The following is a 14,357-nucleotide window of genomic DNA, read 5'->3' on the forward strand; positions in this document are numbered from 1 at the left end:
TTTATTCGTGCATATGTCGCGGAGGTGTGAGCCTCCCGGCGGGCCCTACCAAAGGGCGCGGATGCCTGGGGCATCCAGTGAGGTGGATGCCGCCCAATCCACCCGGCTCAATCGCCGTCGCGTTCTCTGCGGGCGGGCACTCGGCTTACGATGCTACCGCATCGGCTCGAAAATCGCGTTCGATTTTCGGAAAGCGCGATACGGCACTCAATAGTGTCAGAGCGTCCTGCGCATCCAAGTGGACGCGCGGCGCGCCGACAGGCTTGGGCCGCGCAGTCGCCCGCTCCAACGGTCGATTTCATCGACCGTCGGGTATCAGATCTCCTCGCCGAAGCGCGAAGCGATCAGCTCTTCGAGCGCATCCATCGCCTCGTCGGCGTCGGGTCCCGATGCCGTCACCTTGATGGTGCAGCCCGGCGATGCGGCCAGCATCATGAGCCCCATGATCGACGTGCCGCCGACGGAGATGCCGTCCTTCTCCACGTGGATGTCCGACTGGAAGCTGCCGACGAGCTGGACGAACTTGGCCGAGGCGCGTGCATGCAGGCCGCGCTGGTTCACGATCAGGAATTCGCGGGTTATGCCATGGTCCTTGGCCAGCACCTGTTCACCGCTCATTTGCTCGTCAGCAACTGGCTGGCGACATTGATGTATTTGCGGCCGGCCATCTGCGCCTCGTCGAGCGCCTGGGCCATGTTGTCGCCCTTGCGCACACCGGAAAGCTTGATCAGCATGGGCAGGTTCATGCCGGCAATGACCTCGATCCGACCCGCCTCCATCACGGAGATGGCCAGGTTGGAAGGCGTGCCCCCGAACATGTCGGTGAGAATGATCACGCCGGCGCCGGTATCGGCACGCGCGACCGCGTCGACGATGTCCTGCCGGCGCTGCTCCATGTCGTCGTCGGCGCCGATCGAGACGGTCTCGAAGCTCTCCTGCGGTCCGACGACATGTTCTACGGCGTGGCGGAATTCCTCGGCCAGCTGACCGTGCGTGACCAGCACGAGTCCGATCATTCTGCTTTGGCTCCCGTCAGGCGCCCCTCGCGGGCGCATCTTCTCGTCCGATTACGGCCCTCGCCGCGCGGCAGGAGCGCTATCTTGTCGACGCGCGTTCCGTTGACAAGCCCAAAATTGGTCTTGCTTGAGCCATTTTGCCGCAGAGTGTCACGCATATGCCTCAGCCATCCCCCGACATGGGTGGCTGACGCAACCAGGCCAGGACCACGGCTGCGGATGCGGCAATGTTGCGGGCTTCGAGATCGAGCGCCGGCAGGCTCAGGCCGGCCAAGGCTATCCGCCTGTCTTCCTGGAAACGCGGCGCCGACGGCTTTTCGACAAGCCTGACCACCAGATCGATGACGGCCGCGCCCTCATGCTCCATCCCACGCGGGCCGAGCCCGTGGACTTCGGCAAGGCCGGCGATGCTCCCGAGCGGGCGCGCCACGAGCCGTCCTCGGATCGCCTCGATCAGCACCCGGTCGTCGGCCACCAGCCGCGCGAAACGGCCGGCGCGGGTGGATTCAGCGACAAGGGTGAGCGCCAGCGTCGATTTTCCCGAACCCGAATCACCCTGGACGAGGATGCCGCGGTCGCCCAGCAGAACGGCCGTGGCGTGAATGTTGCCGGCCCTCATCAGCTACCGCGAAGGGCGAAAAGCATCATGCGCCGGGCACATCATCCGCGATCATCCTTCGGCCGGAAGAGTGACGACGAAACGGGCGCCCTTGATGTCGCCCGGCTTTGTGCCTGAGATGTTCTCGGCCGTGAGCGTCCCGCCATGGGCCTCCACGATCTGGCGGCTGATCGACAGGCCGAGTCCCGAATTCTGGCCGAAGGCCTCCCCGGCGGGACGGTCGGTGTAGAAGCGCTCGAAGATGCGGTCGATGTTCTCGGCGCGGATGCCCGGCCCGTTGTCTTCGACGGTGATGACGTTGTGCTTGCCGGCACGCGACAACGAGATCGTGATGAGGCCGTTTTCATCCGGGACGAAGGAACGGGCGTTCTCGATCAGATTCGTAATGACCTGGCCCAGGCGAAGGTCGTGGCCCACCACGAAATAACCCTTCACGCCCTGCGGCAGCCTGGACGCGCGGAACTCGATCTCGACCGCCTTCTTGTGGCGGCTCGCCTCGCGGGAAACATTGACCAGATCGGTGACGAACTTCTTCAGGTCGACCCGGGCGGCGTCCTCGCGCGCCAGCTCGGCGTCGAGCCGGGAAGCGTCGGAAATGTCTGTGATCAGCCGATCGAGGCGGCGCACGTCATGCTGGATGATCTCCATCAGCCGGTTGCGCGAATTCTCGTTCCTGGCGAGCGGCAGCGTCTCGACGGCGCTGCGCAGCGAAGTGAGCGGATTCTTCAGTTCGTGCGAGACATCAGCCGCAAAGCTCTCGATCGCCTCGATCCGCGCATAGAGCGCGTTGGTCATGTCGCGCACGGCGATCGACAGATTGCCGATCTCGTCCTGGCGGTCGGAGAAATCGGGGATCTCCTCGCGACTCTTGACCCCTCGCCGCACGCGCACGGCCGCGGCAGCCAGGCGCCGCAGCGGGTTGGCGATGGTCGAGGCGAGCAGCAGCGACAGAACCACATTGACGAGCGCGGCCACGCCGAACACCCGGAGGATCGCCTTGCGTTCGGCCGCCACGATCTTGTCGATGTCGCCGCCCTGCGTGCTGAGCATCAGTACGCCGAGAACAGCGCGGAAACGCTGGACGGGGACAGCGACGGAGACGATCTGCTCGCCCTGCTCGCTGATGCGGACGACAGTAGCGGGGCTGCCGGTGAGCGCGTTGAGCACTTCAGGGAAGGCGGCGCCGTTGCCGCCGGGCTGCTCCTTGTAGACGGGCAGGTCTCCGTTGCGGAAGAAGTCGAAGACGAACTTCTGGACGCGCTCGAACAGGTCGGGCTCCTCCTCCTGGATCGGCGGCAGGTCGTAGCGCAGGATCTGGCCGCGCGAATAGAGATGCCGGGAATCGAGGAGCAGGTTGGCGTCTCGGTCGTAGATGCGCGCGCGGGTGCGGGTCGGCGAGATAAGACGGCGCAGTACCGGCGCGACACGCTCGGGATTGATCGGAAAGTCCAGGCTGTCGAGCTGATCGGAGCCCGGCGCCAGGCTTTCGCCGGCCTGGAGCTCCAGCAGCTTCTCGGGATCGATGCTGATCGAATCGGTCTCGACCGTCGCCGAGGCGGCGATGGCGCCGGCGATGATCTCGCCTTGGGTCATCAGGCTTTCGACCCGCGCGTCGATCAGTCCGTCCCGGAACTGGTTGAGATAAAGGATGCCGACGACGAGCACGCCGAGCGCGGCAAGGTTGAGAAAGAGGATGCGCCGGGTGAGACTGGAGAAGATGTGGTGGCCGAGAAAGCGGCGCAGCGGAACCGTCACCCGCGCCAGATGGGCGGGCCGCCGGACGGCCCGCTTCACAGCGATCACCGGTTTCTTGAGCTCTGCATCAACCGCCATCGGCTAGCGTTTCCCGGCCCTCACGCCTCGCGGAAGCGATATCCTACGCCATAGAGGGTTTCGATCATGTCGAAATCGTCGTCGACGGCCTTGAACTTCTTGCGCAGCCTCTTGATGTGGCTGTCGATCGTCCGGTCGTCGACATAAACCTGTTCATCATAGGCCGAATCCATCAGCGCGTCGCGGCTTTTCACCACGCCGGGGCGCTGCGCGAGCGAATGCAGGATCAGGAACTCCGTGACCGTCAGCGTCACCGGCTCGCCCTTCCAAGTGCAGGTGTGCCGCTCCTGGTCCATGACGAGCTGGCCGCGCTCCAGCGAACGGGCCTGCTGGCTCGGCGCCTTGGCGGCGGCGTCGCGGGCGCTGGCGCGGCGCAGCACGGCCTTGACTCGCTCGACGAGCAGGCGCTGTGAGAACGGCTTGCGGATGAAGTCGTCGGCGCCCATCTTGAGGCCGAAGAGCTCGTCGATCTCGTCGTCCTTCGAGGTCAGGAAGATAACGGGAAGATCGGTCTTCTGGCGTAGCCGGCGCAAGAGCTCCATGCCATCCATACGCGGCATCTTGATGTCGAGGATCGCGAGATTCGGCGGCCGTGCGGTAAGCCCCTCGAGGGCGGAGGCCCCGTCGGTGAAGGTCTCGACGCGGTACCCTTCCGATTCGAGCGCGATCGAAACAGACGTCAGGATGTTACGATCGTCGTCGACAAGCGCGATTGTTGCCATGTCAAGCGGCTCCCTCATAAGCGGGTGTCCCTTCCATCGTGAGGAAGGGGCTATTGGCGTACAAATTAGGTACAAAATGTGGCATAGGCCCTCGGCTTCCAGGCGGCAAGTGCTTCCGCCAAGGACCTGGCCACAATTCGACCGCCCATTGAGACGACCGACTGCGCCCATTCCTTGGGCAGGCCGCCGAGATTTTCTACAGATATAAACGGTTTAAACGATTTTGAAAATTTTAAATCGATTAATGATTTGAAATCACTGACCTTTTCTGTTTCTCACCATTTTTGTGCCCCCTTCTGGAGGCTATTTTCCGAGGTCCGGCAACCGCCCGGACAGGTCCAGCGTTATAGGCTTGGGAGCGAGTATGAACGAGATCGGCAAACGCAATCCCGCCTGCGGGATCGACAAGGCGGGAATCGGCAATCCGGGTACCGTGCACTACAATCTGGGTGCCGCCGAACTCTATGAGGAAGCGTTGCGCCGCGGCGAGGCGCGGGTCACGGCGCAGGGCGCGCTCGTCGCCTACACGGGCCAGCACACCGGCCGTTCCCCCAAGGACAAGTTCGTGCTGCGCGACGCCGGGACCGACCCGCATGTCTGGTGGGACAACAACAAGCCGATCGAGCAGGAGCAATTCGACACGCTGCTCGCCGACTTCCTGGCGCATGCCCAGGGCAAGGATCTTTTCGTGCAGGATCTGGTCGGCGGCGCCGATACGGCCCACCGCCTGCCCACCCGCGTGATCGCCGAATTCGCCTGGCACTCGCTGTTCATCCGCAACCTGCTGATCCGGCCGAAAGCCGAGGAGCTGGCCGGCTTCGTGCCTGACATGACGATCATCGACCTGCCGTCCTTCCGCGCCGACACGGCGCGCCACGGCACGCGCACCGAGACCGTGATCGCCGTGGACCTGACCCGCATGATCGTGCTGATCGGCGGCACCGCCTATGCCGGCGAGATGAAGAAGTCGGTGTTCACCGCGCTCAACTACATGCTCCCGGCGCGGGGCGTGATGCCGATGCACTGCTCGGCCAATGTCGACGACGATGGCCGCTCGGCCGTGTTCTTCGGTCTGTCCGGAACCGGCAAGACGACCTTGTCGGCCGATCCGTCGCGCACCCTGATCGGCGACGACGAGCACGGCTGGGGGCCGGACGGCATCTTCAATTTCGAGGGCGGCTGCTACGCCAAGACGATCCGCCTGTCGGCCGAGGCCGAACCTGAGATCCATGCCACGACGCAGCGTTTCGGAACGGTGCTCGAGAATGTCATTCTCGACGACGCGCGTCAGCCCGATTTCGACGACGGGAGCCTGACCGAGAACACGCGTTGCGCCTATCCGCTGGATTTCATCCCCAATGCCAGCGCTACGGGCCGGGCGGGTCATCCGAAGAACGTCATCATGCTGACCGCAGACGCTTTCGGCGTCATGCCGCCGATCGCAAAGCTGACGCCGGCGCAGGCCATGTACCACTTCCTTTCGGGCTACACGGCCAAGGTCGCCGGCACCGAACGTGGCGTGACCGAACCTGAAGCGACCTTCTCGACCTGCTTCGGCGCACCCTTCATGCCGCGCCATCCGTCCGAATACGGCAATCTCCTGCGCCAGCTCATCGCCGAGCACGGCGTCGACTGCTGGCTCGTCAATACCGGCTGGACCGGCGGCGCCTACGGCACTGGCAGGCGCATGCCGATCAAGGCGACGCGGGCTTTGCTTGCAGCCGCACTCGACGGCTCCCTCAAGGGCGCTGAATTCAGGACCGATCCCAATTTCGGATTCGCCGTGCCGGTCGCCGTGCCCGGCGTCGATCCGGCGATCCTCGACCCGTGCTCGACCTGGGCCGACAAGGCCGCCTACGACAACCAGGCCCGTCGCCTGGTCGGCATGTTCGTCGACAATTTCGGCAAGTTCGAAGCCCATGTCGACGCCAGCGTGCTGGGTGCCGCGCCGCGCGTCCTGGAGGCAGCGGAGTAGGTCGCCATATGATCGTTCTTCGAAAGGCCCGGCACGTCCGGGCCTTTTCTTTTTCGCCGGAATGGCGCATCCGGACCGTGGAGGATGCCATGAAACACAACAGACAAGTGCCGCTCTCCTTTCGGGAGCTCCCGACGGACGAGATGAACGAGCGGGCGCTCGAATTCCGCGAGCTGATGACGCGGCGGCGCACCGTTCGCGACTTTTCCGACCGGCCGGTGCCGCGTGCCCTGATCGAACAATGCGTCATGACGGCGGCCACGGCACCATCCGGCGCCAACCAGCAGCCCTGGACCTTCGTGTGTATTGCGGACCCGGCCACCAAGCACGAAATCAGGCTGGCCGCCGAAGAGGAGGAGCGAACCTTCTATGCCGGCCGGGCCTCCACGGAATGGCTGGAGGCGCTGGCGCCGATCGGCACCGACGCCAACAAGCCCTTTCTCGAAACGGCGCCCTGGCTGATCGCAATCTTCGCGCAGCGCTACGGCGTCGGCCCGGGCGGCAAACGCACGAAGCACTATTACGTGCCGGAATCGGTCGGCATCGCGACGGGCCTGCTGATCGCCAGCCTGCACAATGCCGGCCTGGCGACACTGACCCACACTCCGTCGCCCATGGGTTTCCTCAACGCCATCTGCGGCCGGCCGGAAAGCGAGAAAGCGTTGATCCTGCTCGTCGCCGGCTACCCGGCCGAAGATGCTCAGGTTCCCGACATCGCACGCAAGCGGGCCGACGAAGTCATCGTCTGGCGGGAATAGCAGCCACCGACCAAGCGGCTCGGTCAACCCGCCGGGCCGCATGCCAGCCCGGTTCTGCCCGGTAAACTGATCGGCTCCCCCGGCTCAAGGCTCCTATTCTCCGATCCGGGAGATGTCGAAAGGCGTCGTCTGATAAAGTTGGTTGATCCAGTTTCCGAAAAGCAGGTGGGCCTGGCTGCGCCAGCGATTCTCCGGACGCCGGTCCGGATCGTCCTTCGGGAAATAGTTCCGCGGCAGCGCGATCGGCTTGTTCGCGGCGCGATCCCGGAAATATTCGTCGCCGAGCGAGCCGGAATCATACTCGATATGGTTGAACATATGGAGCGACCGGTGGACCGGATCATCCAGCAGGCACAGGCCCGCCTCGTCCGATTCCATCAGCACGTCCATGCCGCTGTCCTGCGGGATGTCCTCGCGGCGGACTTCGGTCCAGCGCGAGACGGGGATCGAGAAATCGTCGGAGAACCCTCTGAGATAGGGGGAGGCCGGTGCGAGGTTGCGGTGACGATAGACGCCGAACGCCTTCTCGGGCAGCTGGTATTTGGGCATGCCATGGAAATGGTGGACCGCGGCCTGCGCACCCCAGCAGATGTTGAAGGTGCTGTGGACATTGGTCTGCGTCCAGTCAAAGACGCGACGCAGCTCATCCCAGTAGGTCACCTGCTCGAACGGCATTGTCTCCACCGGGGCGCCGGTCGTGATGAAGCCATCGAACTTCTCCGAACGGACCGCTTCCCAGTCGCGGTAGAACGATATCATGTGTTCGCTCGGCGTATTGCGCGCGACGTGATTGGTCATCTTCACCAGCGTCAGTTCCACCTGGAGCGGCGTCGCGCCCAGCAGCCTGGCGATCTGCGTCTCGGTCTTGATCTTGTTGGGCATCAGGTTGAGCAGGGCTATGTGCAGCGGCCTTATGTCCTGGCGGATCGCATCCGCCTCGCGCATCACCATCACGCCTTCCGCTTCCAGTGTGGCGCGGGCGGGAAGATCGTTAGGTATCTTTATCGGCATTTGCCTGCTGTCCTTCAGTTGCGGCGAGTAGGACAGACGCTGTGGCGTGACCCGTTGGTTGCCGGTTCGGCCACATCCTCCCTGGGGAGCGCCACCTTGCCCGGGGAGCAGGTTGGCGTTGGGCGTCGGCCCAACTCTTGATGTGGCGACACATCTAGCGGGCGCCGCGCGAAATTTCAATGGACCTGCCGCGCTGCCGCAGGGGCCGCCCGCGCATGGCGGCCCTTTCCTTTTTCGGTGGGTCGCGGCATCACTTGCAGCATGAACTTCGACGACAAGATCATCATCGCCGCGGATGCCGTGATTCACCCGGCCGATCTCACCGAGACCTTCATCCGTTCCTCCGGACCGGGCGGACAGAACGTCAACAAGGTAGCGACCGCCGTGCAGTTGCGCTTCGACGCCCGCAATGCGGCAGGGCTTTCGGACAGGGTGCGCGAGCGAACGATCAGGCTTGCCGGCCAGCGCGCCACCAAGGAAGGCATCGTCGTTATCGAGGCGGGGCGCTTCCGCACGCAGGAGCAGAACCGGGCGGACGCCAGGGCGCGGCTGACCGCGCTCGTCGCCAGGGCGGCCGAGCCGCCGCCTCCGCCGCGCAAGAAGACCAAGCCGTCCAAGGGCGCCGTCGAGCGCCGGCTGAAATCCAAGGCCGGGCGGTCGACAGTCAAGAAGCTGCGCGGCCGCGTCGACGGGGAATGACGGCTCGCCGCGGCCGGCAGATTTCCTGCCTTCCAATTTGCGGGGGCGGATGCAACAGTCGGGCGCGATTTCATGCGGCAAGAGGAGAACCTGCCATGGGCATGTTTGATTTCGTGAAGAATGTCGGCAAGAAGCTCGGCTTCGGCGGTGACGACGAGGCGCCGAAGCCGGAAGAGCTGAAGCAGGAACTCGATTCCTACAAGCTTGGCACGGACAAGGTGGAAGTCGAGGTCCAGGGCGACAAGGCGATCCTCAAGGGTGTCGTCTCCGACCAGTCCGTCTTCGAGAAGGCGGTCATCGCCGTCGGCAATACGCTGGGCATCACCAAGGTCGAGGCCGGCGAACTCAAGGTTGTCGCGCCGGATTCCGGGCTGAAACTCGACGCCAATGCGGACATGACGGCCCTGGTCAAGGCGGCCACGCCGGCAAAACAGCCGGTCTTCTACACGGTCAAGAAGGGCGACAATTTGTGGAAGATCGCCGAACACCACTACGGCAAGGGCAAGGGCGCCAAGAACAACATCATCTTCGAGGCCAACAAGCCGATGCTGACGCATCCGGACAAGATCTATCCGGGGCAGGTGCTGCGCATCCCGGATCTCGCCGAAGCCTGAAACGGGTGGCGGCCGTCTCACAAAGCCTGCAGCACGGCGGCCTCGGGCCGCCGTTTCTGATTGACCCGAGAGTAATGCGAGCGGCCGATGAAATCGGCGCGCGACTGCGCGCCGCGCCTGGATGTGTCGACATCCAGGCCTATTGGCATAGCGGGAGCGACACCATGCAGGTTCTGCCGAAGGGCGTCAGGCACATGCCGGATTTCCTCGACCGCGAGGCGCAGGAGGCGCTCGTCGCCGAAATACGCGACGTCGTCCAGAATGCTCCTCTCTATACGCCGGTGATGCCGCGCACCGGCAAGCCGATGAGCGTGCGCATGACCAATTGCGGCACGCTCGGCTGGGTGACGGATCAGGATCGCGGCTATCGCTACCAGGCCACGCATCCGATGACCGGCCAACCCTGGCCGCCGATCCCCGATCGCCTGCTGCGGATCTGGGAAGCGGTTTCCGGCTATCCGCACCCACCCGAGGCATGCCTCGTCAATTTCTACAGCGAGGATGCGAAAATGGGTCTGCACCAGGACCGCGACGAAGCGGAATTTGCCGCTCCCGTGGTCTCGATCTCGCTCGGCGACACTTGCCTGTTCCGTGTCGGGCAGACACGGCGCGACGGCCGCACAATATCCTTCCAGTTGAAGAGCGGCGATCTCGTCGTGCTCGGCGGCGAAGGACGGCTGGCCTTCCACGGCGTAGACCGCATCTACCCGTCGACCTCGACCTTGCTCAAGAATGGCGGGCGCATCAACCTCACGCTTAGGCGCGTGACTCTGTCCGGACGATGATCGTGCAGCCCGGCGTCAGAGCTTCCTGAGAGCGACCTCCTCGACGAGGTGATCGACGCCTTTCCTCAGGATGAGGTCGGCGCGCGGGCGCGTCGGCTGAATGTTCTCCCGCAGGTTCTTCAGGTTGATGTTGCTCCACAGCCCTTCGGCGATTGCGCGGGCGGCGTCTTCCGAAAGCTGCGAATAGCGATGGAAGAAGGATTGAGGATTACGGAAGGCCGTCTCTCGCAGCCGCATGAAGCGGGCGATGTACCAATTGTGGATCAACTCCTCCTCGGCGTCGATATAGATCGAAAAGTCGAAGAAATCGGAGACGAAAGGTACGAACTTGCCGTCCCTCGGCAGTTCGCGCGGCTGCAGCACGTTCAGGCCCTCGAAGATGAGGATATCCGGCCGATCGATGGTGACGAATTCGCCCGGCATGACGTCATAGGTGAGGTGCGAATAGATCGGCGCCCGTACGTTTGGCTGGCCGGACTTGATGGCCGACAGGAAACGCAGCAGCGCGCCGACATCGTAAGAATCGGGGAAACCTTTGCGCTCCATGAGGTTTTCGCGGCGCAGCACCTCATTCGGATAGAGGAAGCCGTCAGTGGTGACGAGATCGACCTTCGGACTCGACGGCCAGCGGGCCAGGAGCTCCTTCAGCACGCGCGCCGTGGTCGACTTGCCGACTGCCACCGACCCGGCCATGCCGATGATGAAGGGTGTCTTCACCACATTGTCGGCATTGAAGAAGAGCTTGCGGCGATGGAACAGAAGCTGGCTGGACTCCACGTGGTAGGACAGCAGGCGCGACATCGAGAGGTAGATCCTGCGGACCTCGTCGAGGTCGATCGGATCATAGAGAGAGCTCAGCCTGCGAACTTCGTCGGCGGTAAGGGTGAGCGGCGTATCGGCCCGGAACTCCGCCCATCGTTCGGCCGAGAAGAATCTGTAGGGTGAGTACTTCTCGGTTCGAACAAGCTGATCCATCAATGCGCGACCCCTCGTCAGTTCAGCCGTGCTTGCGCGATGCCTTTTCGGCGATCCCGGACTGGCCGGTCCGCCGCTCGAGCTCCGTCATGACGTCGTCGAGCGGGATGCCGGCGATCGCCAGGACCACCAACCAATGGTAGAGGAGATCAGCACTCTCCGAAACAAGCGCGGCCTTGTCTCCGCCGACAGCCGCGATCACGGTCTCGACGCCCTCTTCGCCGAGCTTCTTGGCCGCCCGCTCCATGCCCGACCGGAAGAGCTTGGCCGTCCAGGACTGGGCATCGCCGGACTGCGCCCGCTCCGCGACGATCCTTTCGAGGTCGGCCAGTGAGAATGCTGTCATGGGCGCGCCCCTCGAACGCCGGTCGTGTGGTGAAGCGCGACGGTTGGACCGATACGCATGTCGTTTTCCGCTTTCGGTCCGATCTAATGCGTCGGGGGAACGGAGTCGAGTCGCATGGCGAGCCCGGCTTTGGCCATATGTGCCTTGGCCTCGGCGATCGAATAGGTTCCGAAATGGAAGATGGAAGCGGCCAGAACCGCCGTGGCATGGCCGTCGCGGATGCCTTCGACCAGATGATCGAGCGTGCCGACGCCGCCGCTGGCGATCACGGGCACGCGAACCGCGTCGGCGACGGTGCGCGTCAGCGCGATGTCGTATCCAGCCTTGGTCCCGTCGCGATCCATCGAGGTGAGCAGGATCTCACCGGCCCCCAGGGCGACGACCTTCCGCGCGAACTCGACGGCGTCGATGCCCGTGCGCTCGCGCCCGCCATGGGTGAAGATCTCCCAGCGATCTCCTTCACCCGCGCCCGATACTTTCTTGGCGTCGATGGCGACGACGATGCACTGGTCGCCGAACTTGTCCGCGGCCTCGGCCACGAAGTCCGGGTTCTTCACCGCCGCGGTGTTGATCGATACCTTGTCGGCGCCGGCAAGCAGCAGCTTGCGGATATCGGCGACCTGGCGGACGCCGCCGCCCACGGTGAGCGGCATGAAGCAGTGCTCGGCCGTCCGGGCGACGACGTCGAAGATGGTCTCGCGATTGTCCGACGACGCCGTGATGTCGAGGAAGCAGAGCTCGTCGGCGCCGGCCGCGTCATAGGCTCTCGCTGCCTCGACCGGATCGCCGGCATCGATCAGATCGACGAAATTGACGCCTTTCACGACACGGCCGTCCTTGACATCGAGACAGGGGATTACGCGGGATTTGAGGGTCATGAAGGCGCTTCAGTTCTCGATTCCGCTATAGAGCTCGCCGACATCGATCGACACGTCCAAATCGCCGAGGACGACGACTTCGCCCCGGCCGGCGATCTGAGCCGGTCCCGTCCAGGCGCCGGCAGCATCGCGCGACCAGAGCCACAGGCGCGGCTCGTCCTGCGAAAGGACGAGGTAATAGCGGAGCGTCGACAGGCCGGTATAGTCGGCAACCTTTTCGCCGAAGTCCTTGATATAGGAAGACGACGACAGGATTTCCGCGACGAACAAAGGCTCCCTCGCCGCGAGATCCTGCAACGTATCGAAGGCGCGATCGACATAGACGTCCGGAAAGCGTATTCCATCCTTGGTCCTGACCGCGAATTCGCCCGCTCCGATGTCATATCTGGAGGGGTCGAGCTGCCGTCCCAATTGCATGGAAAGCCGGAAGGCGAGCCGCGCATGGGCACGCGTGACGTTGATCATCATCTCGACGACCTTCCCCCTGACGAACTCCCTCCTGCCCTCGCGCCCTTCGTTCCAGCGCAGGAATTCGTCCGCAGTAGCCGGCATTTTGGACTGAACGTTCATCGCCTCAATCTAGCATGCCGCGTGGCGGTTTTGAAACGCCGCGCAGGATGGCGAGCGCCTCGGCCGGGTCGATGCGCCCGTCATAGAGCGCGCGGCCGGAAATGGCGCCTTCCAGCTTCTTCGCGTCCGGCATGGTCATGCGCACGATATCCGCGATCGAGGCCAGCCCGCCCGACGCGATGACGGGGATCGAGACTTCGTCCGCGAGGGCGATCGTAGCTTCCCAGTTGATGCCGGACAGAACCCCGTCGCGGTCGATATCGGTATAGATGATAGCGGCCACCCCGGCGCCCTCGAACTTCTTCGCCAGCTCCACCGCTCCGAGCTTCGACGCCTTGGCCCAGCCCTCGACCGCCACCTTGCCGCCGCGCGCATCGATGCCGACGGCGATCTTGCCCGGGAAGAGCCGGCAGGCTTCCTTGACCAGCTCGGGGTCGCGCACGGCAACCGTACCGAGGATCACCCGCGCCAGGCCCTTGTCCAGCCAGTTCTCGACATGAGCGATGCTGCGGATGCCGCCGCCGAGCTGAACCGGGTTCTTCGTTGCCGCCAAGATCGCCTCGACTGCCTTGCCGTTGACGGAGCGTCCCTCGAAGGCGCCGTTCAGGTCGACCACATGCAGCCAGTCGAAACCCTGCTCCTCGAAGCTACGCGCCTGCGCGGCCGGGTCGGCGTTGTAGACGGTCGCCGCGTCCATGTCGCCGAGCTTCAGACGCACACATTGGCCGTCCTTGAGGTCGATTGCCGGAAAAAGGATCATATCTGCCTCAGGCTATCGCGTCGGCCCGAAAATCGAAATCGATTTTCGGAAAGCACGATGCGCACGTTTAGTAGTGGCAGAGCGACCTTTGCGCGTCCAATTGGACGCGCGGCGCTCTGGCGGGCGGTTGAACGGGACGAGAACTCAGGGCTTCCATCGCAGGAAGTTGGCAATCAGCGCGAGGCCGAGGGCCTGGCTCTTTTCGGGGTGGAATTGCGTGCCGGCGCGGTTGCCGTTCGCGACGGCCGCCGTCACCGGCCCGCCATAGTCGGCGACCGCCAGCACGTCGTCCGGGTCAGTCGCGTCGAGGTGGTAGGAGTGGACGAAATAGGCATGCAGCCCGTTCGGTCCCGTGCTTATGCCGTCGAACAGGGGATGGTTGCGCCGCAGCTCGATCGTGTTCCACCCGATCTGGGGAATCTTCAGGTCCGGATCGGCCGGCGTGATCTTCCGGACGTCGCCGCGGATCCAGCCGAAACCCTGCGTGGTGGTCTTTTCGAGCCCGCGGTCGGACATGAGCTGCATGCCGACGCAGATGCCCAGGAAAGGTCGCGCCGCCTTGCCAGCCACCTCCTCGACTGCTTCGGCCATGCCGGCGACGGCGGCGAGACCGGCCCGGCAGTCGGCATAGGCGCCGACACCGGGCAAGACGATGCGGTCGGCCGTGCGCACCCGCTCGGCATCGGCGGTCAGCTCGATCGTGGCGGGGATGCCGGCTTCACGCGCGGCGCGCTCGAAGGCTTTCGTGGCGGAACGCAGATTGCCCGAGCCGTAGTCGATGATGGCGACACGCATC

The 14,357-nt window shown here is 64.2% G+C and carries 17 protein-coding genes and 1 riboswitch; of the genes, 5 read left to right on the forward strand and 12 right to left on the reverse strand.

Translation table 11 applies throughout. From position 1 onward, the window contains the following. Positions 1–315: 315 nt before the first annotated feature. From JN302_RS05670 to JN302_RS05690, 5 genes are all read right to left on the reverse strand, one after another. On the reverse strand, positions 316–618 hold the full coding sequence (locus JN302_RS05670; protein WP_202310597.1) for an HPr family phosphocarrier protein: 303 nt from the start codon (positions 616–618) through the stop codon (positions 316–318). Further along, a complete protein-coding gene (locus JN302_RS05675; RefSeq protein WP_202310598.1) occupies positions 615–1,016 on the reverse strand; it encodes a PTS sugar transporter subunit IIA in 402 nt (133 codons plus the stop codon). Before JN302_RS05675 ends, JN302_RS05670 begins: the two co-directional genes overlap by 4 nt. A gap of 163 nt (positions 1,017–1,179) precedes the next feature. Next, positions 1,180–1,635, reverse strand: coding sequence for an HPr kinase/phosphorylase (locus JN302_RS05680; protein WP_202332263.1), 456 nt, complete (start codon positions 1,633–1,635; stop codon positions 1,180–1,182). Between the two features lie 51 nt (positions 1,636–1,686). Next, positions 1,687–3,468 carry a sensor histidine kinase gene (locus JN302_RS05685; protein ID WP_202332264.1) on the reverse strand — a complete coding sequence of 594 codons (1,782 nt, stop codon included), beginning with the start codon at positions 3,466–3,468 and terminating at the stop codon, positions 1,687–1,689. A gap of 20 nt (positions 3,469–3,488) precedes the next feature. Next, positions 3,489–4,190, reverse strand: a complete 702-nt coding sequence (locus JN302_RS05690; protein ID WP_202310601.1) for a response regulator transcription factor — start codon at positions 4,188–4,190, stop codon at positions 3,489–3,491. Positions 4,191–4,554: 364 nt separating this feature from the next. Here JN302_RS05690 and JN302_RS05695 point away from each other — a divergent pair, with 364 nt between their 5' ends. Further along, complete coding sequence (locus tag JN302_RS05695; RefSeq protein WP_202332265.1) at positions 4,555–6,165, forward strand: phosphoenolpyruvate carboxykinase; 1,611 nt, start codon at positions 4,555–4,557, stop codon at positions 6,163–6,165. Between the two features lie 89 nt (positions 6,166–6,254). Continuing rightward, a complete protein-coding gene (locus JN302_RS05700) occupies positions 6,255–6,923 on the forward strand; it encodes a nitroreductase family protein (protein WP_202310603.1) in 669 nt (222 codons plus the stop codon). Positions 6,924–7,016: 93 nt separating this feature from the next. On the opposite strand, the gene metA is transcribed toward JN302_RS05700, so the two are convergent. After that, complete coding sequence (gene metA / locus JN302_RS05705; RefSeq protein WP_202310605.1) at positions 7,017–7,934, reverse strand: homoserine O-acetyltransferase MetA; 918 nt, start codon at positions 7,932–7,934, stop codon at positions 7,017–7,019. 44 nt (positions 7,935–7,978) lie between these two features. Then, a riboswitch (SAM-I-IV-variant riboswitch) is annotated at positions 7,979–8,083 on the reverse strand. 112 nt (positions 8,084–8,195) lie between these two features. Between metA and arfB the strand changes: the two genes are divergently transcribed. The 3 genes from arfB (at position 8,196) to JN302_RS05720 (ending at position 10,032) form a co-directional block, all read left to right on the forward strand. Further along, positions 8,196–8,633, forward strand: a complete 438-nt coding sequence (gene arfB / locus JN302_RS05710; protein ID WP_202310607.1) for an alternative ribosome rescue aminoacyl-tRNA hydrolase ArfB — start codon at positions 8,196–8,198, stop codon at positions 8,631–8,633. A 95-nt stretch (positions 8,634–8,728) separates the two neighbouring features. Then, positions 8,729–9,247, forward strand: a complete 519-nt coding sequence (lysM, locus tag JN302_RS05715) for a peptidoglycan-binding protein LysM (protein ID WP_202310609.1) — start codon at positions 8,729–8,731, stop codon at positions 9,245–9,247. 164 nt (positions 9,248–9,411) lie between these two features. After that, positions 9,412–10,032: an alpha-ketoglutarate-dependent dioxygenase AlkB gene (locus JN302_RS05720; RefSeq protein ID WP_202310611.1), complete on the forward strand. Its 621-nt coding sequence runs from the start codon at positions 9,412–9,414 to the stop codon at positions 10,030–10,032. Between the two features lie 15 nt (positions 10,033–10,047). Here JN302_RS05720 and coaA read toward each other — a convergent pair whose 3' ends face one another. From coaA to hisH, 6 genes are all read right to left on the reverse strand, one after another. Next, a complete protein-coding gene (gene coaA, locus JN302_RS05725) occupies positions 10,048–11,007 on the reverse strand; it encodes a type I pantothenate kinase (protein WP_202310613.1) in 960 nt (319 codons plus the stop codon). Between the two features lie 22 nt (positions 11,008–11,029). Next, positions 11,030–11,353 carry a phosphoribosyl-ATP diphosphatase gene (locus tag JN302_RS05730; protein ID WP_202310615.1) on the reverse strand — a complete coding sequence of 108 codons (324 nt, stop codon included), beginning with the start codon at positions 11,351–11,353 and terminating at the stop codon, positions 11,030–11,032. Between the two features lie 83 nt (positions 11,354–11,436). After that, a complete protein-coding gene (gene hisF, locus JN302_RS05735) occupies positions 11,437–12,231 on the reverse strand; it encodes an imidazole glycerol phosphate synthase subunit HisF (protein ID WP_202310617.1) in 795 nt (264 codons plus the stop codon). Between the two features lie 9 nt (positions 12,232–12,240). Next, on the reverse strand, positions 12,241–12,801 hold the full coding sequence (locus tag JN302_RS05740) for a Uma2 family endonuclease (protein ID WP_202332266.1): 561 nt from the start codon (positions 12,799–12,801) through the stop codon (positions 12,241–12,243). Positions 12,802–12,805: 4 nt separating this feature from the next. Further along, the gene (gene hisA, locus JN302_RS05745) at positions 12,806–13,561 is read right to left on the reverse strand and encodes a 1-(5-phosphoribosyl)-5-[(5-phosphoribosylamino)methylideneamino]imidazole-4-carboxamide isomerase (protein WP_202310621.1); all 756 of its coding nucleotides are present in this window, start codon (positions 13,559–13,561) and stop codon (positions 12,806–12,808) included. A 144-nt stretch (positions 13,562–13,705) separates the two neighbouring features. Further along, on the reverse strand, positions 13,706–14,356 hold the full coding sequence (gene hisH, locus JN302_RS05750) for an imidazole glycerol phosphate synthase subunit HisH (RefSeq protein ID WP_202332267.1): 651 nt from the start codon (positions 14,354–14,356) through the stop codon (positions 13,706–13,708). Position 14,357 lies beyond the last annotated feature (1 nt).

Origin of the sequence: Mesorhizobium sp. L-8-3, from assembly GCF_016756615.1 — a bacterium.
In the GTDB taxonomy this organism is placed as follows: domain Bacteria; phylum Pseudomonadota; class Alphaproteobacteria; order Rhizobiales; family Rhizobiaceae.